This window comes from Solirubrobacter ginsenosidimutans (assembly GCF_027587205.1).
Genome location: NZ_JAPDOD010000050.1, coordinates 42,881 through 66,742 on the forward strand (window position 1 = coordinate 42,881; position 23,862 = coordinate 66,742).

General features: G+C 72.8%; 27 protein-coding genes. 19 read left to right on the top strand and 8 right to left on the bottom strand.

Annotation, left to right across the window (positions count from 1 at the left end; genetic code table 11):
• Positions 1–61 precede the first annotated feature (61 nt).
• From OM076_RS35630 to OM076_RS35685, 12 genes are all read left to right on the top strand, one after another.
• Positions 62–316, top strand: coding sequence for a GlsB/YeaQ/YmgE family stress response membrane protein (locus OM076_RS35630; protein ID WP_270044936.1), 255 nt, complete (start codon positions 62–64; stop codon positions 314–316).
• Positions 317–358: 42 nt separating this feature from the next.
• Positions 359–571 carry a hypothetical protein gene (locus tag OM076_RS35635; protein ID WP_270044937.1) on the top strand — a complete coding sequence of 71 codons (213 nt, stop codon included), beginning with the start codon at positions 359–361 and terminating at the stop codon, positions 569–571.
• Complete coding sequence (gene gvpJ / locus OM076_RS35640; protein ID WP_372518120.1) at positions 544–843, top strand: gas vesicle protein GvpJ; 300 nt, start codon at positions 544–546, stop codon at positions 841–843. The genes OM076_RS35635 and gvpJ (OM076_RS35640) overlap by 28 nt, the downstream gene beginning before the upstream one ends.
• Positions 840–1,613, top strand: a complete 774-nt coding sequence (locus OM076_RS35645) for a GvpL/GvpF family gas vesicle protein (RefSeq protein ID WP_270044939.1) — start codon at positions 840–842, stop codon at positions 1,611–1,613. The genes gvpJ (OM076_RS35640) and OM076_RS35645 overlap by 4 nt, the downstream gene beginning before the upstream one ends.
• Entirely contained in the window at positions 1,614–1,859 is a 246-nt protein-coding gene (locus OM076_RS35650; RefSeq protein WP_270044940.1) for a gas vesicle protein GvpG, read from the top strand.
• A 1-nt stretch (position 1,860) separates the two neighbouring features.
• On the top strand, positions 1,861–2,121 hold the full coding sequence (gvpO, locus tag OM076_RS35655; protein ID WP_270044941.1) for a gas vesicle protein GvpO: 261 nt from the start codon (positions 1,861–1,863) through the stop codon (positions 2,119–2,121).
• Position 2,122: 1 nt separating this feature from the next.
• Entirely contained in the window at positions 2,123–2,452 is a 330-nt protein-coding gene (locus OM076_RS35660) for a gas vesicle protein (RefSeq protein ID WP_270044942.1), read from the top strand.
• Positions 2,445–3,167 (top strand): GvpL/GvpF family gas vesicle protein, encoded by a 723-nt coding sequence (locus OM076_RS35665; protein ID WP_270044943.1) that lies wholly within the window; start codon positions 2,445–2,447, stop codon positions 3,165–3,167. Before OM076_RS35660 ends, OM076_RS35665 begins: the two co-directional genes overlap by 8 nt.
• Positions 3,164–3,334, top strand: a complete 171-nt coding sequence (gene gvpJ / locus OM076_RS35670) for a gas vesicle protein GvpJ (protein ID WP_270044944.1) — start codon at positions 3,164–3,166, stop codon at positions 3,332–3,334. Before OM076_RS35665 ends, gvpJ (OM076_RS35670) begins: the two co-directional genes overlap by 4 nt.
• Positions 3,331–3,942, top strand: coding sequence for a GvpL/GvpF family gas vesicle protein (locus tag OM076_RS35675; protein ID WP_270044945.1), 612 nt, complete (start codon positions 3,331–3,333; stop codon positions 3,940–3,942). The genes gvpJ (OM076_RS35670) and OM076_RS35675 overlap by 4 nt, the downstream gene beginning before the upstream one ends.
• A gap of 41 nt (positions 3,943–3,983) precedes the next feature.
• The gene (locus OM076_RS35680) at positions 3,984–4,292 is read left to right on the top strand and encodes a gas vesicle protein K (protein ID WP_272598838.1); all 309 of its coding nucleotides are present in this window, start codon (positions 3,984–3,986) and stop codon (positions 4,290–4,292) included.
• Between the two features lie 407 nt (positions 4,293–4,699).
• Positions 4,700–5,413, top strand: a complete 714-nt coding sequence (locus OM076_RS35685; protein ID WP_270044947.1) for a hypothetical protein — start codon at positions 4,700–4,702, stop codon at positions 5,411–5,413.
• Positions 5,414–5,432: 19 nt separating this feature from the next.
• Here OM076_RS35685 and OM076_RS35690 read toward each other — a convergent pair whose 3' ends face one another.
• A complete protein-coding gene (locus OM076_RS35690) occupies positions 5,433–6,674 on the bottom strand; it encodes an acetyl-CoA C-acetyltransferase (RefSeq protein WP_270044948.1) in 1,242 nt (413 codons plus the stop codon).
• A gap of 211 nt (positions 6,675–6,885) precedes the next feature.
• On the opposite strand from OM076_RS35690, the gene OM076_RS35695 reads away from it, so the two are divergent.
• From OM076_RS35695 to OM076_RS35720, 6 genes are all read left to right on the top strand, one after another.
• Positions 6,886–7,047: a hypothetical protein gene (locus OM076_RS35695; RefSeq protein WP_270044949.1), complete on the top strand. Its 162-nt coding sequence runs from the start codon at positions 6,886–6,888 to the stop codon at positions 7,045–7,047.
• A gap of 86 nt (positions 7,048–7,133) precedes the next feature.
• Positions 7,134–7,802: a response regulator transcription factor gene (locus OM076_RS35700; RefSeq protein WP_270044950.1), complete on the top strand. Its 669-nt coding sequence runs from the start codon at positions 7,134–7,136 to the stop codon at positions 7,800–7,802.
• Positions 7,803–7,883: 81 nt separating this feature from the next.
• Positions 7,884–9,344, top strand: a complete 1,461-nt coding sequence (gene crtI / locus OM076_RS35705; RefSeq protein WP_270044951.1) for a phytoene desaturase family protein — start codon at positions 7,884–7,886, stop codon at positions 9,342–9,344.
• A complete protein-coding gene (locus OM076_RS35710; protein ID WP_270044952.1) occupies positions 9,341–10,162 on the top strand; it encodes a phytoene/squalene synthase family protein in 822 nt (273 codons plus the stop codon). Before crtI ends, OM076_RS35710 begins: the two co-directional genes overlap by 4 nt.
• The gene (locus OM076_RS35715) at positions 10,150–10,872 is read left to right on the top strand and encodes a carotenoid biosynthesis protein (RefSeq protein WP_270044953.1); all 723 of its coding nucleotides are present in this window, start codon (positions 10,150–10,152) and stop codon (positions 10,870–10,872) included. Before OM076_RS35710 ends, OM076_RS35715 begins: the two co-directional genes overlap by 13 nt.
• 64 nt (positions 10,873–10,936) lie before the next feature.
• Entirely contained in the window at positions 10,937–12,343 is a 1,407-nt protein-coding gene (locus OM076_RS35720; protein WP_270044954.1) for a phytoene desaturase family protein, read from the top strand.
• Here OM076_RS35720 and OM076_RS35725 read toward each other — a convergent pair.
• Positions 12,327–12,962, bottom strand: a complete 636-nt coding sequence (locus OM076_RS35725; RefSeq protein ID WP_270044955.1) for a hypothetical protein — start codon at positions 12,960–12,962, stop codon at positions 12,327–12,329. The genes OM076_RS35720 and OM076_RS35725 overlap by 17 nt on opposite strands.
• A gap of 168 nt (positions 12,963–13,130) precedes the next feature.
• Between OM076_RS35725 and OM076_RS35730 the strand changes: the two genes are divergently transcribed.
• Positions 13,131–14,042 carry a polyprenyl synthetase family protein gene (locus OM076_RS35730; RefSeq protein ID WP_270044956.1) on the top strand — a complete coding sequence of 304 codons (912 nt, stop codon included), beginning with the start codon at positions 13,131–13,133 and terminating at the stop codon, positions 14,040–14,042.
• A 164-nt stretch (positions 14,043–14,206) separates the two neighbouring features.
• Here the strand turns inward: OM076_RS35730 and OM076_RS35735 are convergent, their stop codons facing one another.
• The 6 genes from OM076_RS35735 to OM076_RS35760 all read right to left on the bottom strand — a co-directional run.
• The gene (locus OM076_RS35735) at positions 14,207–15,151 is read right to left on the bottom strand and encodes a phosphotransferase family protein (RefSeq protein WP_270044957.1); all 945 of its coding nucleotides are present in this window, start codon (positions 15,149–15,151) and stop codon (positions 14,207–14,209) included.
• 156 nt (positions 15,152–15,307) lie between these two features.
• Positions 15,308–17,638, bottom strand: a complete 2,331-nt coding sequence (locus OM076_RS35740) for a phosphoketolase family protein (RefSeq protein WP_372518121.1) — start codon at positions 17,636–17,638, stop codon at positions 15,308–15,310.
• Positions 17,639–18,177: 539 nt separating this feature from the next.
• Positions 18,178–18,471 (bottom strand): hypothetical protein, encoded by a 294-nt coding sequence (locus tag OM076_RS35745; RefSeq protein ID WP_270044959.1) that lies wholly within the window; start codon positions 18,469–18,471, stop codon positions 18,178–18,180.
• 102 nt (positions 18,472–18,573) lie between these two features.
• Positions 18,574–20,745 (bottom strand): sensor histidine kinase, encoded by a 2,172-nt coding sequence (locus OM076_RS35750; RefSeq protein WP_270044960.1) that lies wholly within the window; start codon positions 20,743–20,745, stop codon positions 18,574–18,576.
• A 46-nt stretch (positions 20,746–20,791) separates the two neighbouring features.
• Complete coding sequence (gene pyk / locus OM076_RS35755; protein WP_270044961.1) at positions 20,792–22,273, bottom strand: pyruvate kinase; 1,482 nt, start codon at positions 22,271–22,273, stop codon at positions 20,792–20,794.
• 85 nt (positions 22,274–22,358) lie between these two features.
• Positions 22,359–23,862: LuxR family transcriptional regulator (locus OM076_RS35760; protein WP_270044962.1), on the bottom strand; the 1,504-nt coding region annotated here is incomplete at its 5' end.

Sequence of the window (23,862 nt, forward strand, 5' to 3'; positions counted from 1 at the left end):
GTCGTCGGATGGCCGTCGGATAGTCCTGAAGCATGTCGACCGTCGCAAGAAAAGGACGACCATGATCGGTGCCATCATCCTCGGCATCGTCGCCGGCTTCGCCGGGCGGTTGATCATGCCCGGCAGGGACAAGATGGGCCTCATCGCCACGGTGGCGCTCGGGCTCGCCGGGGCGGTTGTCGGCTGGCTCATCTTCACCGGCCTGCTCGGGATCGGGGACACAGACGTGTTCGATCTCGGCGGTCTGGTCTCGGCGATCATCGGCGTGCTGATCATCCTCGGCGGCTTCCGCCTGATCCGCGCGCAGCGCCGCTAGTAGTTCTTCGGGCCGAGCACGGCCCCTTCAGGAGGTCTTCTCATGCTTTCCGGAATTCCGGCGCGGCACAGCGGATCGCGTTTCGCGATCCGTGGCGCAGCCCTGCCCATGTTGCACCGCAATGGCCATGCCCAGCACACCGCCGCGATCGCGTTCGCGAGCTGCGGCGCGGGCTTCGCGATCGGCACCGCGGCCGGCGCGCTGATGGCGCGCACCAGGCATCCCGCATCGGGAGCACCGAGGTCCTCGAACTGATCCTGGATCGCGGCGTCGTCATCGACGTCTTCGTGCGGGTGTCCCTGGTCGGGATCGAGGTGCTGACGATCGACGCCCGCGTCGTGGTTGCGAGCGTCGGCACCTACCTTCGCTACGCCGAAGCTGTGGGCCGGGTGAATCTCGACACGCCCAAGCGCGGCGTGCCCGATCTGATCGAGGGCCGCAAGACGGCCGGCGCGATCGAAGCGGCCACGGACAAGCTCGGCGAGCTGTTCGGCGTGATGCCCGAGCCGACCAAGGAGAAGCAATGAGCAGGTACGTCTACGGCGTCATCGACGCCAAGGATGCGGCGTCATGGCCCCAGGACGGCGGCATCGGCGGCCCGGTGCGAGCACTCGTCCGCGGAGACATCGCGGCGCTCGTCAGTGACATCTCCGATGACGTACGACCGGGGACCCGTGACGATCTCGAGGCGCAGCGTCGCGTCCTCGGGCGGGCGATCGAGCTCGGCACCGTGATCCCGATGCGGTTCGGCATGGTCATGGCCGACGACACGGAGGTGAGCGAGCGGCTGCTCGAGCTCCACGGCGAGCAGCTGAGCGACCTCTTGGCCGAGCTCGACGGACACGTGCAGATGACGGTCCGTGCGTTCTACGCCGAGGACGCGCTGGTGAGCGCCGCCACCGCCGGCGACGCGGAGATCCAGCGCCTACACACGTTCGTCAACGGGCATTCGGAGCTCGAGACGCGCGATCAGCGCATCGCGCTCGGCCAGCGCGTCGCCGAGGCGATGGACCAGCGGCGCGAGCGTGATCAGGAGGCGCTGCTCGCGCGCCTGCGCCCGGTCGTGAGCGACCTACGGGTCGACCCGCCGGGCGGCGAGCGCGTCGCGCTCAGCGCGCAGGTGCTCGTCCGCCGCGACGCCCGGACCGCGCTCGACGCCCAGATCGCACACCTCGGCGCGGCGCTGCAGGGCTATCTCGGCCTGCGGTACATCGGGCCGCTGCCGCCGTACTCGTTCACGGCGCTGCGGCTCGAGCCCGAGGTGTCGGCGCAAGCCACCGAGAGCCGCGAGCGGTGAGTGGGACTCGTCAAGAGCCTGCTGCTGCTCCCGCTCGGACCGGTGAACGGCGTCCGGTGGGTGGTCGATGTGCTCGTGGGCGAGGCGGAGCGCGAGCTCGCCGAGCGCGAGTCGCCGCAACGGCGGCTGGCCGACCTCGACGCCCGCTGCGCCAACGGCGAGCTCAGCGACGCGGAGGCCGAAGCGCTGGAGGCGGAGTTGATTGAGCAGCTGCTCGCCCGCCACGGACTTTCAGGGGGGCCGTGATGTGGAGCCGGCTTCCCTGGTCCAGCAGGCACGGCAGCAGGTGTCCGAGCTCACCGGCATGCCGGCCGAGGCCGTCACCGGACTGCGGCGCGACGACAGCGGTTGGACGGTGACCGTCGAGGCGCTCGAGCTCGCCCGTGTGCCGAGCACGATGGACGTGCTCGGCACCTATGAGATCACGCTCTCCGACGAGGGCCGGCTGCTTGGCCTGCGCCATGTCGGCCGCCACCGCCGATCCGCCACCGACCACGGAGGAAGCTGACATGTCATCCCTCGAGTCGCGTCGCGCCGGGCTGGGAGTCCAGCACTCCGGCGACAGCCTCGCCGACATCCTCGAACGCGTCCTGGACAAGGGCATCGTGATCGCCGGCGACATCCAGATCAACCTGCTCGACATCGAGCTGCTCACGATCAAGCTGCGGCTCGTCATCGCCTCGATCGACAAGGCGAAGGAGATGGGGATCGACTGGTGGGAGAGCGATCCGGCGCTCAACAGTGCCGCCGCGGGGTTCGCGGCCGAGCACCGGCGGCTGCGCGAGCGCCTCGACCGGCTCGAGCGCGAGCTTCCGGACGGGCGAGGACACGATGGCTGAGGCGATCTGGGTCTACGGCGTCCAGGACGCGGCGGCCGCGCGGCCGCCCGCGGGACCGGGCGTCGATCCCGCGCACCCCGTAGAGCAGGTCCGTCACGCGGGGCTCGCCGCGGTCGCGAGCCGGATCGATCTCGCGCGGTTCGGCGCGGACGCATTGAGCGAGTCGCTCGAGGACCTCGAGACGCTCGGCGCGCTGGCGCGTGCCCACGATCGCGTGCTCGGCGAAGCCCTCGGCGCCGGCGCCCTGGTGCCGTTCTCGATGTGCACCCTCTACACGAGCCTGGACGGCGTGCGGGCGATGCTCGCACGCGAGCGAACGTCGCTCGCGCGAGCGCTCGAGCGGCTGCGCGGCCGGTCGGAGTGGGGTGTGAAGGGTTTCGCGCCCGCCACCCCGGCGCCGCCGGCGGCGCAAGCGACGACCGGGGCGGAGTATCTCGCCCGCAAGAGCGCCGTCAAGCGGGATCGCAACGCGCTCGAGGCCGCCGTCGCGGCCGTGCACGAGGCGCTCGCGGCGGCAGCCGACGCGGCGACCCTCAGCCCGCTGCAGGACCCGCGGCTGGCCGGCCGCACCGAGGAGATGGTCCTCAACGGCGTCTACCTCGTCGCCGACGCGGACGTGTTCGCCTTCCGGGCGCTCGTCGCCGACCTCGTCGCGCGCCACCACGTGCCGCTCGAGGTCACCGGACCCTGGCCCGCCTACCACTTCAGCCGGTGAGCGTGTCCCCGCAGCGCAACGTCGCGCTCGTCGACCTGCTCGACCGCCTGCTCGGCGGCGGCGTCGTCCTCGGCGGCGAGATCATGCTGTCGCTCGCCGACGTCGACCTCGTGCAGCTCTCGCTGCGACTCCTGATCACGCCCGTGTCCGGGGAGCGAACGCAATGATCTGGCTCTACGCCGTGTGCGAGGACCCCCAGCGCCCGCTCCCCGACGTCAGCGGTCTCGGCGGCGCACCGCTCGAGGGCATCCCCGACGGCCCGCTGCTCGCGGTCGCCACCCGTCACGACCACGTCCCCGACTCGACCGCCGCCGATGCGCTGTGGACCCACCAGCGCGTGGTCGAGAGCATCCAGCGCGAGCGCGCCGTCGTGCCGGTGCGCTTCGGCACGCGCCACGCCGATCCAGACCGCGTCCGCGCGGCGCTGGCCGGGCGGCGCGGTCAGCTGCTCGCGGCGCTCGAGCGCGTCCGTGGGCGGGTCGAGCTCGCCATGCGGGTGATCGAGCCGGGCGAGGCGCTCGACGGCCGCGCCTATCTCGCACGCCGCCGCAAGGCCGCGGCCCTGCACGACGCGCTCACGGCGCTCGCGGTGGCCGAGGTCAGGCGGCCCGAACGCGGCGGCCAGGAGCTGCTGCGCGGCGCCTACCTCGTCGAGCGGCCCGCGCTGCGGGCCTTCACCGCCGCCGTCGAGACGCTCCAGCGCGAGCACCCTGAGGCCTCGCTGGTCTGCACGGGACCGTGGCCCGCTTACTCGTTCGTGGGAGATCCGGGGTGAGCGACGCGCCCGAGGACAAGCTGCTCGCCGGCCCGGCGGACCTGGAGCCGTTCGCCCGCGAGGCCCGGCGGCTCGACGACGCGGTCTCGCGCCGCATCGACGCCGATCCCGAGAACGTCGAGCGCGGCCTGGCCCAGCTCGTGCTGACGATCGTCGAGCTCCTGCGTCAGCTGATGGAGCGTCAGGCGATCCGGCGCGTCGAGGCGGGCGGGCTCGACGACGAGACCGTCGAACGCCTGGGCCGCACGCTGATGGCGCTCGAGCAGCGCATGGACGAGCTCAAGCGCGTCTTCGGCCTGCGCGACGAGGACCTCAACCTCGACCTCGGGCCACTCGGGCGACTGCTCTAAGGCCGTCGCGACCGTGGCCCGGGCGGATGCGGATGCGTCTCGCGCACCACCGGAACGGTGAATGCGTGCGAGACGGAGAGGCGGCGCCGGGTGGTGATCTTTACGGTCACGCCATGCAGTCTCGCAGCGCACGCCGGGGATTATCAGACGGGAGGACCGGATTCGTGTGGTCAACAATCCCGCCCTCACCCGGGGGTTTGCCCTACTCCCGTATGGGCCGTCGCCGGTCCCAGGACCAGGCGCGCCTGACCCGACGGCCGCTATCGCGGTCCTCGGCGCGAGAGAAATAGTTAGTCGCCCCTGAATTCAAGTTGCGAGGAGGCACAGAAGTGCGTCAGCACCCTCATGCAGCGCGCCGGCGGCGGGCGGCGTACGGACTCACGCTCACGATGCTGGTCGCCGTATCCATGGCCGCCTTACCAGCCGCCGCGCACGCGCAGTTCCCGTTCCCCTCGGCCCCACCGACGATCACCGTGATCGGCGACTCGGTGATCGCTTCGGGCCTGCCGTTCGGGCGCACGACGGTGACTGCGACGCGCGCTGACGCGGTGACCGGCGCGCCGGTCGCGGTCGGCACGTTCGCCGCGTCGGCGATGACGTTCCAGCCGTTCACGATCAACACGTCCGCTCCGACGTTGCTCAAGCCGACGGGCGACTGCTGGCAGAAGAGCGCGTGGTCGTCGGCGCTGACGCCGGACCTGCAGACCGGCGACAAGCTGGCGTTCGTCGGTACGGCGATCTTCGGCCAGCCGCCCCGGACGACGATCACGGTGGGCGCGCCGGTGGGATCGCCCGGTCCCGTCCCGGTATGCAGCGCGCTCGCGCCGTGGGCGCGCAACGCCATCCTCAATCCCCCGGCCACCGCCGGCGCGTCGGTCGTGCTCAACGGCGTCGCACAGAAGTTCGCCACCCAAGTCGCGCTCACGGCGACCGACGGGGCACACACCACTCCGGCGGTGCAGGCCACGCCGGCCGCGAACGGCACCTGGAGTGCAACGGTGCAGCTGGGCACCCTCGACAACGGCCCGGTCACGATCACGCCCGTAGTCACCGTGCCCGACGCGGTCACGGGCGCAACCGCGCATATTGCTGGGCCGAAGGCCTCGCTCACGAAGAGCTGAGGCCGTCGGAAGCGATGTGTCAGGCGGCGTGCGCGAGCGCTGCGTCGCGGGCGCCGACGCGGGAGGCCAGGGCATGGGTCGCGGTGCTGCGGATCACCGCGGCCTGGCCCTGGCCGCCGCCGACGCACAGCGCCGCAACGCCGCGCCGGGCGTTCGTGCGGCGCATCTGATGCAGCAGCGTGACGAGGATCCGCGCGCCGCTCGCGCCGATCGGGTGCCCGAGCGCGATCGCGCCTCCGTGCGGGTTCACGCGCTCGTCGGCGACGCCGAGCGCGCGGTTCACCGCGAGCGCCTGGGCGGCGAAGGCCTCGTTGAGCTCGAACACGTCGATGTCGTCGAGCTGGAGGCCGGCCTTCGCGAGCGCGGATGCCACAGCGGGGATCGGGCCCGTGCCCATGATCGCCGGGTCGACGCCGACGGAGGCATGGCTCTCGACCACACCGAGCGGCTCGAGCCCGAGCTCGGCCGCGCGCCGGGCCGACATCAGGATCACCGCGGCCGCGCCGTCGTTGATCGTCGACGCGTTGCCCGCCGTCACCGTGCCGCCGTCGCGCCGGAACGCGGTGCGCAGCTTCGACAGGGCCGTCACCGTGGTGCCCGGCCGCGGCCCTTCGTCGGCGTCGACGATGCGCGTGCCGCGCTTGTCGGGCACCTCGACCGGCACGATCTCGTCGCGGAACACCCCCTTGGCGAGCGCGCGCTCGGCCTTCTGCTGGCTCGCGGCGGCGAAGGCGTCCTGCTCGGAGCGCGTGATCGCGAACTGCTCGGCGACGTTCTCGGCGGTGATCCCCATATGGACGTCTTCGAACGCGCACGTGAGACCGTCGTGCAGCACGGAGTCGACCAGCGCGGCGTGCCCGATGCGCGCGCCGAAGCGCGCCGCCGGTGAGAGGTACGGCGCGCGCGACATGCTCTCCATGCCGCCGGCCACCACGATGTCCGCGTCGCCCGCGCGGATCGCCTGCGCGGCCAGCGCCACCGCCTTCAGGCCCGAGCCGCACAGCATGTTGATCGTCGTCGCCGGCACCTGTTGCGGGATGCCGGCCGCGAGCGCCGCCTGGCGCGCGGGGTTCTGCCCGAGGCCGGCCTGCAGCACGCAGCCGAGGATGACCTCGTCCACCGCGTCGGCGGGTAGGCCCACACGATCGAGCGCGCCGCGGACGGCGCGCGCGGCGAGCTGCGGGGCGGGAATGTCCTTGAACGCGCCGCCGAACACGCCGATGGGCGTGCGCAGGGCGCTGACGATGACGGGCTGATCCATCTGGCGCACGTTAAGTGCGGCCTCCGGCGCCCACCTCTGTCCGGGCGCGCGCAGCGTGGCCGGTCGTCGGGCCAGTCGGTGACGGGCGACGGCGAGCGGCGCCCGGCGGGTGTCCCCCGGAACGGGCAGGGCTAGGCCTCGGTCCACTTCCGGTGGTGCGCCATCGCATCGATTGTCGGAGCGCTTGGAGTCCCGAAACGAGGAGTTGCCGATGACCCGCCAGACGGAGCCGCCCGCCGGCCCGAACACCGACGAACTCGCCGAGCGGCGCCGCCGCTTCCGCGACGCGATCAAGCAGATCCACGCGCACCAGCCGGACGCGGCCCTACGTACGCTCGCCCCCCGTCGCTGGTACAGGTCCGGCCGACCCTAGGTACAGCCACCTTCGGGCGGCCCCAAAAGTACCTTCACGTTGCCCGGTGCCGACCCGGGCAACGGTCCTAGCGAAGGGAGACGCCTGTGCCGACGGTGCGGGGCAGCGTGCTGCTGGTCGACAATCAGGATCTGGTCCACATCGGCCTCCGGCTCGTGCTGCAGCGCCAGGACTGGGTGACGCGCATCATCGGAGCGCGACAACGCTCGGACGCGATCATGCTCGCCGTGCGCCACCAGCCGCGCGTCGCACTCGTCGACCTGTTCGTGGGCGAGGAATTCGGAACCGAGATCTGCGTCGCGATCCGGCACGCGGCACCCGCGGTACAGGTACTGCTGACCTCGAGTGGGCGTTCGCTCACGCAGGACGCCGCGCGCGCCGCCGGGGCGGCGGGCTTCGTCCCGAAGGACGGCTCGGTCTGGGACCTGCTGAACGCGCTGCGGAGCGCGGCCAGCGGTGAGACCCGGTTCACGCGGCAGCCGGAGCCGGTGCACGGTGCGCTCTCGCCGCGCCAGCAGGAGATCCTCGAGTTGATGGCGCGCGGCGCGACCAACAGCAAGATCGCCCGGACGCTCGACCTCTCCGTCGACATGGTCAAGCACCACACGACCGCGATCTATCGGCGGCTCGAAGTCAGCAACCGGGCCGCCGCCGTCCATCGCGCGCAGCGGCTCGGGGTGTTGGCACCCGAGGTCTCCGAGCCGCAATGGCCCGCGGAGCTCCCGGTGGAGCAGCTGCAGCGCCGCGCCGCCTGATCCGCCCCGCGCCGAAAGGACGGCGCGATCGCTGCGCCGGGACAGTCGTTCGCCTCCGCGCGTCCTCGCAAGGTGGTGGCGATGAGGATCGCCGTGATCGGAGCGGGCCTGGGCGGCCTGGCGCTGGCGCTGCGCCTGCAGGCGGCCGGCTGCGAGGTCACCGTGCTCGAGCAGCGCGGGGTCCCGGGCGGCCGGATCGGTCGCCTGCAGGACGCCGGCTACACGTGGGACACCGGCGCGTCGTTGATCACGATGCCCTGGCTGCTCGAGGAGACGTTCGCCGCCGGCGGGATCGACCTGCACAGCGAGGTCTCGCTGCGGCGCCTGGATCCGCTCTACCGGCTGCGCTGGGCCAGCGATCCGCGGACGTTTCACTTCGCCGACTGCGCGGAGCGGCTGCGCGAGGAGGTGGCGAAGTTCTCCTCGCGCGACGCCCGGCGCGTCGGCGACTTCCTCGAGGCGGCGGGCCGGATCTACGAGCACGCGGTGCTCGACGTCGGGCGGCGCCCCTGCGGCGACCTGCGCACGCTCACCCCGAAGCTGCCCGCGCTGCTCCGGCTCGACGCGCTCATGCCGCTGCACCGCTTCGTCTCGCACTTCTTCCACCACCCGCGCGTCCGCGAGGCGTTCTCGTTCCACTCGCTGTTCATCGGCGGCGATCCGTTTCGCGTGCCGGCCATCTACGCCTCGCTGGTGTACCTGCAGGTCCTCGACGGCGGCTGGTACGCCGACGGCGGCGTCCTCTCGCTGGTCGAGCCGATCGCCCGCCGCCTCGACGTCCGCTGCGGCGCGCGGGTCGTCGCGGTGGAGACGGCGGGCGGCCGCGTGCGCGGTGTCCGGCTCGAGGATGGCGAGCGGATCGCGGCCGACGTGGTGGTCTCCAACGCCGACGTGCTCCGGACGGACGCGCTGCTGGACCGCCCGGCGTCCGGCCGGGCGCGGCGCTCGACGATGTCGTGCTTTCTGCTCCACCTCGGGCTCGACCGCCGGTTCGAGGAACTGGCGCACCACACGCTGCTGGTCGGGCCCGACTACCGCGACTTCGTGCAGAGCGTCACGCAGGGGCGCCGGCCGCCGCGGACCTTCTGCGCGTACGTGCACGCCCCGGCCCGGACGCAGCCGTCGATGGCCCCGCCCGGCGCGGACGCGCTGAGCTTCCTGCTCCCGGTCGCCAACCTGCGCGCCGGCTTCGACTGGGAGCGCGAGGCCGACGGGTTGCGAGCCGCGTTCGTCGCCGATCTGGAGCGCTCCTTCGGGCTTCCCGGACTCGACGCCGCGGTCACCGTCGAGCACCGGATGACGCCGCCGGACTTCGCGCACGAGCTCGGCGCCGTCGACGGCAACGCGTTCTCGCTCGAGCCGACGCTGCTGCAATCGGCGGCGTTCAGACCGCCCAATCGCGTGGCCGGCGTCGCCGGGATGTACCACGTGGGCGCGGGCACGCACCCGGGTGCGGGCATCCCCGGCGTCCTGATCGGCGCCGCCATCACCTCGGAGCTCGTGCTGGCCGACGCCCGCCGGCGCGGTGGAGGCCGGGCGTGACCGGCGCCGCGGCCGCGCCGCGCGCCGACCTGCGCGAGGCGCGGGCCACGACGCGACGCGTCGCCGGCACGTTCGCGCTCGCCTGCCGGCTGCTCCCGCGCGCCGTGCGCGATGACGTGTACCTGCTCTACCTCGTCCTACGGACCCTCGACGACCTGGTGGACGACGGCCATATGGAGGCGAGCGCCCGCGTCGACGCGGTCGCCGCCTGGGCGGCGGGCCAAGTGGGTCCGGGTACCCGCGAGGTGGCGATCCTCGACGCCCTCGCCGCCCGTCACCCGCTCCCGCGCCGGGCCGTCGCGGACTTCTGCACCGGCATGCACCAGGATCTCGCGCGCGCGACGTTCGCCGGTGAGGCCGACGTCGATCGCTACTGCTACCGGGTGGCCGGGACCGTGGGGCTGCTGATGACCGCCGTGCTCGGCGCGCGCGACGAGCGGCGGGCAGGACCCGCGGCCGTGGCCCTCGGGATGGCGATGCAGCGGACGAACATCCTTCGTGACATCGACGAGGACCTCGCGCGGGGGCGCATCTACGTGTCCCAGGAAGCGCTGGAGCGGCACGGATCGCTGCTGCCCGGCCGGCGCTCCGCGCTGCTGCGCGAGCAGATCGCGTACGCCGACCGCCTCTACGAGGTCGGGCTCGCCGGCGTCGATGCCCTCGGGCGCGGGCGGCGCGCGATCGCCGCCGCCGGCGCGGCGTACCGCGAGATCCTGCGCCAACTCGAGCGCGATGGCTACGGCGTGAGCGCAGGTCGCTCGAGCGTCCCCACGCCACGCAAGCTCGCCGTCGCCGGGCGCGCGGCATGCCGCGGCTGACGACCGCGCTGCTCGCCGCCGTGGCCGCCGCGCAGGTGGCCTATGGCCGCGCGCCGGAACCACGCTCGCCCGCCCAGACGCGCGCGCTGGTGCTGGCGATGTTCGCGCTCTCGACGATCGAGGCGAAGCAGGCACGCGGGCGGCGCGGCGTACTCGTGGGGGCGATCTGCGGCACGGTCGGCTTCGGCGCCGAGCTCGTCGGCGTGGCGACGGGGCGGCCGTTCGGTCGGTACGCGTACTCGAGCCGCCTCGGCCCGCGTGTGCGCGGGGTGCCGCTGCTGGCCGCGGCCGCGTGGGCGCTGCTCGGTCGTCCCGCCTGGGTCGCCGCCGGCTGGGTGGACGCGCGCCCGGCGGTGCGCGTGCCGCTCGCCGCCGCGGCGCTGACCGCGTGGGACGTCTTCCTCGACCCGCGGATGGTGCGCGAGGGCTACTGGACCTGGCGCGACGGCGGCGCCTACGAGGGCATCCCCGCCTCGAACTTCGCCGGCTGGTTCGCCTGCGGGCTCGCCGCGTTCACGCTCGTCGCCGTGCTCGACGACGCGCCGCCGGACGCGCGCGACGACGGCGCGCTGGCGCTGTACGCCTGGACGTGGGTGGGCGAGTCGGTCGCCAACGCGGTGCTCTGGCGTCGGCGGCGCGTCGCGGTGGCGGGCGCCTTGGCGATGGGCGCGATCGCCGCGCCGGCGCTGCATGCGAGGTATCGCGCGTGATCGCCGCGCTCGGGCGGCACCCGTATGGCACCGGTGGGCCGGCCCGCTGGGCGAGGTGGCGAGGGTGAGGATCGCCGTCGTCGGCGCGGGCGTCGGCGGTCTGGCCGCCGCGGTCGAACTCGCCCATCTCGGGCACCACGTCACGGTGCTCGAGCGCCGCGACGTGCCGGGCGGCAAGTGCGCGCGGGTCGTCCGCGGGCCGTTCCGGTGGGACGCGGGCCCGTCGCTGCTCACGCTGCCACACGTGTTCCGCGCGCTCTTCGCCGCCACCGGCGCGCCGTTGGAAGAGGAGCTCGAGCTGCTGCGCGTGGAGCCCGTGACCCGCTACACGTTCGCCGACGGCTCAAGCGTGGAGCTCTCCGCGGACCTGCCGCGCGCGCTCGAGGCGTTGGAGACGTGGTCGCGCGGTGCCGGTGCCGACTGGGCGCGGTACCTCGCCACCTGCGCCGCGATCTGGCCGGCGTCGGAGGCGTTCCTGAGCGGTCACCCGCCATGGCGCAGCGGCGCGCGGCCCGACCCGGCCGCCGCCGCGCGCATCCGGCCGTCGCGCACGCTGCGCGACTTCGCCCGCGTCCACGCCCGCGACCCGCGTCTGCGCATGATCATCGAGCGGTTCGCGAGCTACGCCGGCGGCGATCCCCGCCGGATGCCGGCGGCGCTGGCCGTCGCCGGGTACGTCGAGCACGCGTTCGGCGCCTGGCATCCGCGGGGCGGGATGAACGAGCTCGTGCTCGCGCTCACGCGCCGGCTGGCCGCGGTCGGCGGCGAGCTGCGCCTCGGCACGCACGTCGAACGCATCGCCGTGCGCGACGGGCGCGTACGGGCCGTGCACACCTCGGCGGGCAGCGTGCCCGCGGACGCGGTGATCACGGACGTCGACCGTGCGGTGGTGCGCGGGTCCCTGCTCGCGCTGCCGGCCGCCCGGAGCACCGCTCGCTCGGTGTCCGGCCTCGCGCTGCTGCTCGGCCTGCGCGGCGCCACCCCGGGCGTGACCCATCATGCGATCCGGTTTCCGGCCGACCCCGACGCCGAGCTCGACGACCTCTTCGTCCACCGGCGCCCGGTCCGCGACCCGACGATCTACGTCTGCGCGCCGGGTGTGACGGATCCCGGGGACGCGCCGCCGGGCGATGAGGCCTGGTTCGTCCTGGTCAACGCGCCCGCGATCGGTGCGGCCGGCGACTGGGAGGACGCCGAGTCGGCGCTGCTCGACCGCCTGTCCGTGCGGGACAGACTCGTCGAATGCCTTCGCCGCTCACCCGCCGACCTCGAGCGCGAGACCGGCGATCCGGGCGGCGCGATCTACGGCGACGCACCGCACGGCCGGCTGCGTGGACTCGTCCGTCCGGCGACGCGGATCCGCGGAGCGCGCGGGCTCTGGCTGGTCGGCGGCAGCGTGCGTCCCGGCGGCGGGTTGCCACTCGTGACCCTCGGCGCCCGCGCCGTCGCCCGCGCTATCGGTCCAGCGTGAGCGGGTCCGTACCGTCCCACGCGCCCTCGGACCCGTACGGGGCGAAGCGGGCGAAGAGCTCCTCGGAGAACCAGCCCGCGTCTCGCGCGCGGCGGACAACGGTGGCATGGGCGGAGCGCCGGTAGGCGAAGCTCGTCGCGTCCGCGAGGGTGCGCCAGAGCGTGAAGTTCGCCTGGCGCAGGACCGGTCGCTCGCCGACGCCGACCGCCGCCAGCAGCCCGGGCTGATGCGCGAGGTCGGCGTCGGGGCCGGCGATCGCGCCGTAGAAGGCGCGCGCGCTGCGCGGCCGGATCGCGGCGCGGGTCAGGATCGCCACGGCGCCCTCCGGCGGCGCCACCGACGGCGCTCCGGCCAGCGGGTCTCCCCCGCCCCAGGAGCCGTGCCGGCGCACGGGCGTCAGCCGCACCACGTAGCGCTCCTCGGACAGCGCGTCCCAGCGGCGCGCCACCGGGTGGCGTGAGAGGAAGGCGTCGAGCGCCGCGTCGTCGTCCCACACGGCGAACAGCGCCCAGCGCCGCAGGTCCGCCGACAGCGTCATCGTCCGCCCGCGGCCCGTTCCGAGCAGCCGCCAGAAGCGAAGCCCGTCGACGCGCCCGAGCCCGCGCCGGTCCAGTCCCATGCGACCGAGCGGCGTCGCGGCACGTGCGTAGCGGACCAGGTGAAAGGAGGCGACGGGCAGGCGTGGATCATCGGACCCGTCCGCCGAGCGGGCATCTGGCCGTGGGCCACGGCGCCGCCGGGCAAAGGACGGGTCGACCGCCCACACGTGCCCCGGGATCCTCGCGGGATGCACCCTGCCGCTTCCCAAGACGTCCCCGAGAGGGCCGCCGGTTTTCCGGACGACCTGACCCTCCTGGTCAACGACTACCTCGCCCAGTTGCGGTTCGCCCGCGAGCCCGGCGTCAGCGGACTGCAGGAGGCGATGCACTACTCGCTGCTGGCCCCCGGCAAGCGCGTCCGGCCGGTCCTGGCCCTGGCCACCGCGCGCGCCATCGGGCACGATCCGCGCGAGGTCCTGCCGCTGGCCGCGGCGCTCGAGCTCATCCACACCTTCACCCTCGTCCACGACGATCTGCCGGCGCTCGACGACGACGACCTGCGCCGCGGCCAGCCGACCGCGCACGTGCGCTTCGGCGAGGACGTCGCCATCCTCGCCGCGGACGCGCTGTTCGCCGAGGCGTTCCGGCTCGTCTTGAGCGAGCAGCGCGGCGAACCGGCGCACGTGCTCGCCGCACTCGCGGCGCTGACCGACGCGACCGGCGTCAACGGGCTGGCGGGCGGCCAGTACATCGACGTGCGCGGGCTCGCCGGCGCCAGGAGCGTCGGCCTGCGATGCCTGCACCGGCTCAAGACCGGCGCACTGATGCGCGCCAGCGTCGAGAGCGTCCTGCTCGTGCACGGCTTCAAGGGCGTCGCCCTGGATGAGTTCCGGAAGTTCGCCGACGAGCTGGGGCTGCTGTTTCAGATCGTCGACGACATCCTCGACGTCACGGCCGACGCCTCCGAGCTCGGCAAGGACACCGGCACCGACGCCCGCCACGGGAAGGTCACCTACGTCAGCCGGTTCGGGCTGCCATGGGCGCAGAGCCTGGCCGAGCAGACGCACGCCGCCGCTCGCGCCGCGCTGGCGCGCGCCGTCCCGGACGGCGCCGCCGAGCTCGAGGCGATCACCGACTTCTTCCTGGATCGCACGTCCTAAGTCACGGCCGTGGTATCAACACCAGTTGGCACGTTCGGAGGGGTGTTTCGTTTTGGTTCACCCCTGGTGAACTAAGTCGTAACACCCCCCAACGCGCGTGACTGGTTGCTCACCGGAACCGATCACCGAAGGCTCGCCGCGGACGGGGGTGTCAGGTACTACGATTATCCGAGGCGCCGTAGCGCTGTCTCGACAGCGACCTCGACCCGGGAAGTCATGCCGGGCACATCGACGGGACGGCGCCCAGCGACCTGACCACGGATCCACTTCGGCCCGCTGTCGTCATAGTGCAGCAGGGCATACAGGTCCCACCACGGATCGAGAGTCACCCCGGCGATCGACTCATAGAGCGATCGAAGCTGCTCCGACCACTCGGGCGAGTAGAGCGCCGCCAAGTATCGCCGACAGTGCCCGACGTCAATCGCGCGCGCCCCCCGATGGATGGAGTTCCAGTCGGTCAGTCCAGTAATCCTCCCGCGCGACCACAGCAGGTTGACAGGCAGGAGATCGCCGTGCAGAAAGACGGCAGTGTCCTTTGGCGGCGGCGCCGCCATGACATCAAACGCCGCCTTCCACACAGCCGGCTTCTGTGCGTCGACCGGCACCTGAAACCCGTCTACAGGAGCGATCCAAGAATCCGTCCAGGGTCTGAACAGCTTCGCGGGGAGATCGAGGGAATGCAGCAATACAGCAATCTCCGCGATCCTCGTCATCCACGACCGAGGTTCCGCCGGATTGAGGTGAACCTGCCCCTGCAACCGTGTCATCAGCAACGATGGCGCGCCCCCCGTCGAAGCACCAGCAACATCAGTAGCCAGGATGCCCGGAACCGGGAGCCCACTTCCCGCCACCACACCAAGGTTGGCGATCTCGTTCTCCAAGCTCCCCTGCAGGCCAAGCCCGCCCGGGTACTGCCGCAGTACGACGAACGTTCGCATTCCACGTCGCTCGACAGTCAGCCGATTTACGGCGGAGCAGACGCCACCGGTCAATCGGCGATAGCCAACGATGCGACTGCCCCGACCCATCGAAGCCGCAACCCAGGCGAGAGTCTCCACGGAGGGCCGACGCTGCCTGAACCCGCCATCCCTCCAGTCGCCGTCGGTCATGAGCGCGAGCCTATCCGTCCCCCGGAAGGCCGACGGCGGACCGGAGTGTCAGTACCACGCCCGTAACTGTCGGTCGGTCACTGCTGCCCGCGCCCGCGGCCCGCGCGCGGGCCGCCTGACGGGACAAGCCCGCGGCGGCCCGCGCACGTCAGTCGCTCAGTTCGGACCCGGCCAGGTCCACTCGAGCACCTCGGGAAGGTCCACGCCGTGCCGGCAGATGTACTGCTTGTGTCGGAGCTTGGAGTCGCGCATCTCCTGGGCGACGTACGCGGCGCGGTGGCCGAGCTGCGGCAGCCGGCCGACGACGTTCTCGACGAGGCTGAAGCGGTCGATGTGGTTCATCACGCACATGTCGAACGGCGTCGAGGTCGTGCCTTCCTCGATGTAGCCGCGGACGTGCAGGTTGGCGTGATTGGTGCGGTGGCAGGTGAGGCGGTGGATGAGCCACGGATAGCCGTGGTACGCGAAGACGATCGGCTTGTCGGGCGTGAACAGCGCGTCGAAGCGCTGGTCGGACAGGCCGTGGGGGTGCTCGCTCTCCGGCTGCAGCGTCATCAGGTCGACCACGTTCACCACGCGGATCCGCAGCTCGGGGAAGCGCTGGCGCAGCAGGTCGACGGCGGCGAGCGTCTCCAGCGTCGGCACGTCGCCGGCGCAGGCCATCACGACGTCCGGCTCGCCGTCGTGGTCGTTGCTCGCCCAGTCCCAGATCGTCACGCCCTGGGCGCAGTGCTTGATCGCGGCGTCCATCGTCAGGAACTGCGGCGCCGGCTGCTTGCCGGCGACGATCACGTTGACGAGGTCGCGGCTGCGCAGGCACTGGTCGGCGACGGCCAGGAGCGTGTTCGCGTCCGGCGGGAGCCACACGCGCACGATGTCGGACTTCTTGTTGACGACGTGATCGATGAACCCGGGGTCCTGGTGGCTGAAGCCGTTGTGGTCCTGCCGCCAGACATGCGAGGTCAAGAGGTAGTTCAGGGAGGCGATCGGCCTGCGCCAGGGCAGCTCGCGGGTGGTCTTCAGCCACTTGGCGTGCTGGTTGAACATCGAGTCGACGATGTGGATGAACGCCTCGTAGGAGGAGAACAGGCCGTGGCGCCCGGTGAGCAGGTACCCCTCCAGCCAGCCCTGGCAGGTGTGCTCGGAGAGGATCTCCATCACGCGGCCGTTGGCGGCGAGGTTCTCGTCGGCGGGCAGCTCGCGCGCCATCCAGGCATTCGCCGTGACGTCGTAGAGGGCGCCCAGGCGGTTGGATGCCGTCTCGTCGGCGCCGACCACGCGGAAGTTGCGCTGCTCGTCGTTGAGGCGCATCACGTCGCGCAGGTAGTAGCCGAGCACGCGCGTGGCCTCGGCGGTCGCGGCGCCCGGGGCGGGCACGTCGACGGCGAAGTCGCGGAAGTCGGGCATGCGCAGGTCGCGCAGCAGCGTCCCGCCGTTGGCGTGCGGGTTGGCGCCCATGCGCCGGTCGCCGACAGGGGCGAGCTCGCGAAGCGCTTCGACCAGTCGCCCTTCCTCGTCGAAGAGCTCGTCCGGGCGGTAGCTGAGCAGCCAGCGCTCGAGCTCCTGCACGCGCCCGGGCTTCCCGGCGAGATCGCTGAGCGGGACCTGGTGCGAGCGCCAGTGATCCTCGACGGGCTTGCCGTCGACCTCGCGCGGACCCGTCCACCCCTTCGGCGAGCGCAGCACGATCATCGGCCAGCGCGGACGGTGCGACTCGCCGCTGGCGCGGGCGTGACGCTGGATCTCCGCGATCTCGTCGAGCGCGGCGTCGAGCGTCGCCGCCATGGCCTGATGCATGGTCTCGGGATCGGCGCCCTCGACGACGTACGGCTTCCAGCCGTAGCCGGTCAGCAGGCTCTCGAGCTCCTCCGGCTCGATCCGCGCGAGCACCGACGGGTTCGCGATCTTGTAGCCGTTGAGGTGCAGGATCGGCAGCACGGCACCGTCGCCGGCCGGGTCCAGGAACTTGTTCGAGTGCCAGCTGGCGGCGAGCGGCCCGGTCTCGGCCTCCCCGTCACCGATCACGCAGGCCACCACGAGATCCGGGTTGTCGAACGCGGCGCCGAAGGCGTGCGAGAGCGCATAGCCCAGCTCGCCGCCCTCATGGATCGACCCGGGCACCTCGGCCGCGACGTGGCTCGGCACGCCGCCCGGGAACGAGAACTGCTTGAACAGCCGGGACATGCCGCGCTCGTCCTGCGACACGTCGGGATGCACCTCGCTGTAGGTGCCCTCCAGATACGTGTTGGCGAACAGCGCCGGACCGCCATGGCCGGGCCCGGTCACGTAGATCATGTTCAGGTCGCGCGCCTTGATGACCCGGTTGAGGTGCGCGTAGAGGAAGTTGAGCCCCGGCGTGGTCCCCCAGTGCCCGAGCAGACGAGGCTTGATGTGCTCGAGGGCCAGGGGCGTGCGGAGCAACGGGTTGTCGAGCAGGTAGATCTGCCCCACGGACAGGTAGTTGGCGGCGCGCCAATACGCGTCCATCTGCGCCAGCTCGGTCTCGTCGAGTGCCGCTTGCAGTGTGGGGTGATTCTCTATGGCAGTCACGGTGTCGGACCGTACGGCGGGGCTTCGGCCCCCAGAACTGCCCGTGCGATGCGTCCGCGCAGGACCTTTGGACCCCGACCCTGTCCACACACGCGCGCGGGCGGCACATGGCCGCCCGCGTAAGGGTCCGTTTGAGATCTGAGGATCAGTGACCGCGCTGCGACCGGTCGACGGGCGCGCGGGGATCTCTCCGCGGCGCGCCGCCGGCTGATCGGCAACTGCCGGCACAGGCCGTTTGTTTCACCATTCGAGCACGGAGATCCGCCCAGAGAACCTGCAGTTCGACTCTGCGGGTGATGGTGTCCATATTGCACCTCGCTTAGGGGTGGTGGATGAGCAACGCAAACCGTCCACATACGTTGACGCCGTGACCGAGGAACACACCTGGACTCAGGTCGCGCGGCGCGCCGACCCTCGTTCAGCGCCTCGAGGAACCGCGGGAGGGGCCGAAGCCCCTCCCACGCGCGTCTAGAGGGTTAGTTCTGCCGCGGGAACCCGGGGAAGCCGGGGAAGCCGGGGAAGCTCGGGAACGACGGCTGCGAGCGGGGCGTGCAGCCGACCGACGCGCCCGCGCGGCTGAGCACGTCCGCGAGGGACGAGCCCCCGAGCCCGGACGTGGGTCCGAGCGGCCCCTTCGCGATGTCCAACAGCGAGCAGACCGTCGGGTCGACGATCGGGGTCGTCGCGGCGTTCGCACTCGCCGCGGGGATGGTCGCCGCAAACGCGGCGCTGACGGCCGCGGCCGCCAATAGGGATTTTCTGTGAGACAACGTCATGAGTTTCTGACTCCTGGTCGACAACGGGATGCCCTCCGACGGTGGCATCGCCGGAGTGCACCGAGCGCCGTCCCCCAGGACGGTCGGGGCCGGTACTCAGGGCAAGTGGCCCACGACGTCCGCCGACAGCGGAAACGTCGCGGCCACCAGCGTCCCGGCCCCCGGCGGGCTCCGGATCTCCAGCCACCCGCCGAGCGCGGTCACACGGTCGCGCATCCCGACGAGGCCATGGCCGTTCGCGTCCGCACCGCCGATGCCGTCGTCGCTCACCTCCAGGCGCAGCATCCCGTCCTGCGTCGTTGCGCTGACCGCGGCGTACCCGGCGCGCGCGTGCTTGACCACGTTGGTCAGCGCCTCGGCCACCAGGAAGTACGCGGTCGCCTCGATCTCCTCGTCGAACCGCTCGTCCGCGACGGCCAGGCGGACCGGGAGCTCGAGCCGCTGCACCACCGCCTCCACGCCGTCCCGCAGGCCCCCGCGCGTGAGCGCCGCGGGCAGGATGCCGTGCGCCAGCTCGCGCAGATCGACGATGCCCTGCTCGGCCTGCGTGAGCGCCTCGTGCACCAGCGACTCGACGTTATCGTCACCGTGCAGCAGCGCGCGCTCGACCATCTTGAGGGTGATGATCGTGTGCACGAGCCGCTGCTGCGCACCGTCGTGCAGGTCCTGGACGACGCGCCGCCGAGCGTCATCCGCCGCGGCCACCAGCCGCGCCCGGGAGGCGATCAGCTGGTTGCGGCCGTCCGCGTTCGCGATCGCCGTCTCGAGCAACTGCCCGAACCGCTCCATCCGCGCCTCGGTGTCCGGAGGGGGCGTCTCGTCGCCGCCCCAGCGCGCCACCATCAGGCCCCACAGCCGGCCGTCCACGACGACCGGCGCTCCGACCCCCACCCGCGCCTGCAACCGGGTGGCCAGCTTGGACAGCATGTCGTTCTCGTCGTACTCCACCCGCCCCGGCCGCGCGGTCCGCCGCACGATCGCCGCCACGCTCCCCTCCCGGTATTGGATCCGGCTTCCGACGGGGACCTTGAACGTGTTGTTGCCGAGGTCGGCGACCAGCAGGAGCTCCTCGTCGGACTCGAATCGCGCGAGCGTGACCCCGTCCGCTCCGAGCGCGCGAACCATCTCCGCGGTGACGGCGTCGAACAGCTCGGTGGGCGCGGGCCCTTCCGCGACCAGCGTCGCGACCCTCCGCAGCGCCGCCTGCTCGTCCACCAGCCGCGCGAGCTCCGCGCGCGCCTCCGCGTTGGCGATCGCGGTCGCCATCAGCTCCGTGAACTGACCCAGGCGCTCCTCGGTCTGCACGGGGAACGGCACATCGCGCCGCTTGGCGGCGACGATCGCGCCCCACAGCCGGCCCTGGACGAGGATCGGCGCGGCCACGACGCAGCGCGTACCGGTGGTGCGGGCCGCGTCGCCGATGGCGCCGGTCGCCGTCCCGTAGTCGTCGATCCGCACCGGCCGTCCGGTGGCGAAGACGCGTGATGCGGCGTTCTCGCCGCCCAACGGGTGCCGAGCGCCGATCGGCAGGACGTCCTCGCGCTCGCCCCAGGCCGCCATCACGATCGCGGTGTGGCGCGACTCGAAGCGGAACATCCGGATCTCCTCCGTGGCGAGCAGGTGCCCCACCTCCTCGGCGATCGCGGTGAACGCCCGCGTCTGCGATGCCTCGCGGGCCACGATCGTGGCCACGCGCCGCAGCGACGCCTGCTCGTCGGCGAGCCGCTGGAGCTCTTCGCGTGCCTCGCTGTTGGCGATCGCCGTCGCGACGAGCTCGGTGAACTCCGTCAGGTCGGCCCCGATCCCGGCGGGCAGCACGTCGGGCTCGAACGTGGAGACGACCATCGCCCCCCACAACCGCCCCGCGACGGCGATCGGACTGCCCGCGGTGGACCGGATGCCCGCCTCGCGGACCCGGTCGGCGATCTCACCCGTCAGCCCCGCGTAGTCGTCGATCCGCGCCGGGCGCAGCGAGTCACGGACCTGCGCGACGACATTGGTCCCGCCGAGCGACCAGCGGGTGCCGAGCCGGAACAGGGTTCCGCGCTGCGAGAAGCTGGCACGCTCGGTGGCAGTGCCGTCGGCCTCGTAACGGACGATGCTGACGAGCGGCACGTGCAGGATCTCCGCGACCTGCTCGGCGACCACGGCGAACAGCGTCTCGGCCGCGGCGCCGCGCGCGACCAGCGTCGCGACGCGCCGCAGCGCCGTTTGTTGCTCGGCCAGCTGATGAAGCTCAGACCCGTCGCCGGGGCGCCCGCCCGCCATGGAGGCAATAACCCACACCTTCAGGCGCGCGTCAAGCGCGCCGGACTCAGGGCAGCGTGCGCACGATCGTCGTATTCGTCGCGCCGGGCGCTCCCGGCTGCTGCCCGTGGGTGACCACGATCCGGTCACCGCTGCGCAGACCGGCGACGTCGGGGCCGACGCGCAGCGCGGCGGCGACGATGTCGTCGAGCGAATCCGCGGCGTCGGTGAGGACCGGGTAGACGCCCCATTCGAGCGTCAGCTGCTCGGCGACGCGCGGATCGTGCGCGAGCGCGACGACCGGTTGGCGCGGCCGGTGCCGGCAGCACGCGCGTGCCGACGCGCCCGTCGCGGTCGCGACGATGATCGCGGCCGCGTCGACGTCGTCGGCCAGCTGGACCGCGGCGTGCATGACGGCCTCGGCCGGCGTGTTGATCTGCAGGCCACGGCGCCGCAGGTCGGGCGACTCTTCGGCGGCGGCGGCGATCGTGGCCATCGCGCGGACGGCCGCGACGGGATGCTGCCCGACGCTCGACTCGGCGGACAGCATCACCGCGGACGTCCCGTCGATCACCGCGTTGGCCACGTCGGTGACCTCGGCGCGCGTCGGCTCGGGAGCGGCGATCATCGACTCGAGCATCTGGGTCGCGGTGATCACCAGCTTCCCGGCCCGCCGGGCCCGCGCGATCACGTCCTTCTGCATGAGCGGGATCCCGGCGAGCCCGGCGGTCACGCCATAGTCGCCGCGCGCGACCATCACGCCGTCGGCGGCGGCGAGGATCTCGTCGAGGTGCTCGTAGCCCTCGGTCGACTCGAGCTTGGCCACGATCAGCGCCTGCGAGCCGTGCTCGCACAGCCGCCGGCGGAGCTCCTCGACGTCGGCACCGGTGCGCACGAAGGACAGCGCGATGAAGTCGGCGCCCGCCTGGACCGCGACCTCCAGGTCGGCGACGTCCTTGGCGGTGATCGCGGGCAGCGCCGGTCGCGCGAACGTCACGTTCACGCCCTTGCGGGCGCTGATGCGCCCGGCGGAGACGACACGCGCGACGACATCGCCGCCGTCGGTGTGCTCGACCGCCAGCCGGGGGACGCCGTCGCCGATGACGATCTCCGAGCGCTCGCTCACCAGGCCGGAGAAGCCGTGGAAGTCGACCACCGCGTGGTCGTCGTCGTCGGGCCGCTCGCGATCGCCGAGGACGAACCGGTCACCCACCTGCAGCATGCGCTCGGCCGTGGCGCCCGTCAGGCGCAGCTTGGGCCCCTGCAGGTCGAACAGCAGTCCGAGCGGACGGCCCGCGCGCGCCGCCGCGTCTCGAACCTCCGCGGCGCGCCGGCGCAAATCGTCGGCGGTGCCATGGGAGCAGTTCAGGCGCGCGCAGTCGAGCCCCGCGGCGACGAGCTCGTCGAGCACCCCCGGCGCGTCGGTCGCGGGTCCGAGAGTCGCCACGATCTTGGTCCGGCGCTCGAGCGTCACATCGGAGGGCGGGTGCGTCGACGCCGCGGCGTCGAGGCGACCGCGGACGGGAGGGGCAGGCGCGTAATCGATCACCGCGGCAGCGTCCCAGCCCGCGGCCGGACGGTTACCTGCTCACCTGGCCCGACCGCCCTGCCCCTTGGACCTAGCGTCCCCGACACTACGCGGCGCCGGGCTCGTCGGCGAGAACGCCGCCGAGCTGGTCACGCGAGGCGACGCCGAGCTTGGCGAACACCTTCTTGAGGTGATACTCGACCGTCCGCGGGCTGATGAACAGCTGGCCGCCGATCTGGGCGTTGGTAAGGCCGTCGCGGGCGAGCCGCGCGATGTGGGCCTCCTGGGCGGTGAGATCTTCGCGCGTGCGCTTGACGCGGCGGCGGGCGGGCTCACCGCCGGAACGCAGCCCGCGCGCGGCGCGGTCCGCGAACGCCGGCGCACCCATCGCGGTGAAGCTGTCGTGCGCGGCGCGGAGCTGCTCGCGCGCGTCGCTGCGCCGCCCGGCGCGGCCGAGCCACTCGCCGTAGAGCAGCTGCGCCCGCGCCCGCTCGACGCTCATGCCGCAGCCGTCGAGCAACGCGATCGCCTCCCGGTAGCTGGACTCGGCGGCGTCGCCGTCCGAGACCAGCGCACGCGCCCGCGCCTCGACGCCCAGCGCCCAGCCGGTGCCGCTCGGCTGCGTGCGCTCGCACAGCGCCTTCAGCGCGCGCCGCGCCAGCGTCTCGTCGCCGCAGGCGGCCGCGGCCTCGACCAGCTCGCCGAGCGCGGTGCTGTAGAACGCGTGCGGGTTGTGCTCGACCTCGCGCCGGGCCCAGCGGAGTGCCTCCTCGTGCTGCCCGAGGCCGTTGTGCAGGGTCGCCGCGGCGTGTTCGGCGAGCCCCGCCAGCACACCCTCGCCCCGCTCGGTTCCGGTGCGGATCGCGCTGTCGATCAGCGTGTGGGCGTCGTCGCAGCCCAGCGCCGCGAGCGCGAGCCGGCCGTGGCTCATCCGCGCGTTGCCGGTGGACGCCGTGATCGAGTCCGCCTCGGCGAGCAGCGTGGCGGCGTGCTCGAGCTCGCCCGCGGCGACGTGCCGGGACGCCAGCGTGTGCAGCGCCAGCGGCAGCACGGTCAGCGCCCCCGCGTCGCGCGCCGCCCGCACCTGATGGCGGGCGAGCTCGAACCAGGCGCCGGCGTCGTAGAGGTCGACGGCCAGCCACACCCAGGCCATGTCGAGGAGCCCGTCCGGCTCGGCGCGACGGACGTCGCGCAGCGCCCGCTGCAGCATCGGTGCACCGGCGCGGTAGGAATCGGCGAACCGCGTGACGAGGCCGTCGAGCAGCTGCTCGGAGGGCCCGCGCGGTGCGCCCATGCGCGCGGCGCGCACCGCTGCCGCGACGTCGTCCGTGGCGCTCGGATGCGCGAGATGCCCGGCGAAGGACGCCGCCCAGATCGCCTCGAGATAGCCGACCCGGGCGAGCCGCGCGTCGAAGGGCTCAAGCCGCTGCGCCGCGGCGACCAGCAGCGCCGCCGCCTCAGGGCCGCGACGCGAGCTGAACGCCATCTGCGCCTCGAGCAGGCGGTGCTCGGCCTGCTCGCGCGCATCGAGCGGACCCGCGTGCGCGTCCTGCAGCAGCGCGAGCGCCGCGTCCGCGGCGCCCGCCGCGTGCGCCGCACGCGCGGCCGCG

Coding starts and splice junctions, on each gene's coding strand:
- OM076_RS35630 (WP_270044936.1), top strand. CDS start 62: ATGATCGGTGCCATCATCCTCGGCATCGTCGCCGGCTTCGCCGGGCGG.
- OM076_RS35635 (WP_270044937.1), top strand. CDS start 359: ATGCTTTCCGGAATTCCGGCGCGGCACAGCGGATCGCGTTTCGCGATC.
- OM076_RS35645 (WP_270044939.1), top strand. CDS start 840: ATGAGCAGGTACGTCTACGGCGTCATCGACGCCAAGGATGCGGCGTCA.
- OM076_RS35660 (WP_270044942.1), top strand. CDS start 2,123: ATGTCATCCCTCGAGTCGCGTCGCGCCGGGCTGGGAGTCCAGCACTCC.
- OM076_RS35665 (WP_270044943.1), top strand. CDS start 2,445: ATGGCTGAGGCGATCTGGGTCTACGGCGTCCAGGACGCGGCGGCCGCG.
- OM076_RS35675 (WP_270044945.1), top strand. CDS start 3,331: ATGATCTGGCTCTACGCCGTGTGCGAGGACCCCCAGCGCCCGCTCCCC.
- OM076_RS35685 (WP_270044947.1), top strand. CDS start 4,700: ATGGCCGCCTTACCAGCCGCCGCGCACGCGCAGTTCCCGTTCCCCTCG.
- OM076_RS35690 (WP_270044948.1), bottom strand. CDS start 6,674: ATGGATCAGCCCGTCATCGTCAGCGCCCTGCGCACGCCCATCGGCGTG.
- OM076_RS35695 (WP_270044949.1), top strand. CDS start 6,886: ATGACCCGCCAGACGGAGCCGCCCGCCGGCCCGAACACCGACGAACTC.
- crtI (WP_270044951.1), top strand. CDS start 7,884: ATGAGGATCGCCGTGATCGGAGCGGGCCTGGGCGGCCTGGCGCTGGCG.
- OM076_RS35715 (WP_270044953.1), top strand. CDS start 10,150: ATGCCGCGGCTGACGACCGCGCTGCTCGCCGCCGTGGCCGCCGCGCAG.
- OM076_RS35725 (WP_270044955.1), bottom strand. CDS start 12,962: ATGGGACTGGACCGGCGCGGGCTCGGGCGCGTCGACGGGCTTCGCTTC.
- OM076_RS35730 (WP_270044956.1), top strand. CDS start 13,131: ATGCACCCTGCCGCTTCCCAAGACGTCCCCGAGAGGGCCGCCGGTTTT.
- OM076_RS35735 (WP_270044957.1), bottom strand. CDS start 15,151: ATGACCGACGGCGACTGGAGGGATGGCGGGTTCAGGCAGCGTCGGCCC.
- OM076_RS35740 (WP_372518121.1), bottom strand. CDS start 17,638: ATGGACGCGTATTGGCGCGCCGCCAACTACCTGTCCGTGGGGCAGATC.
- OM076_RS35750 (WP_270044960.1), bottom strand. CDS start 20,745: ATGGCGGGCGGGCGCCCCGGCGACGGGTCTGAGCTTCATCAGCTGGCC.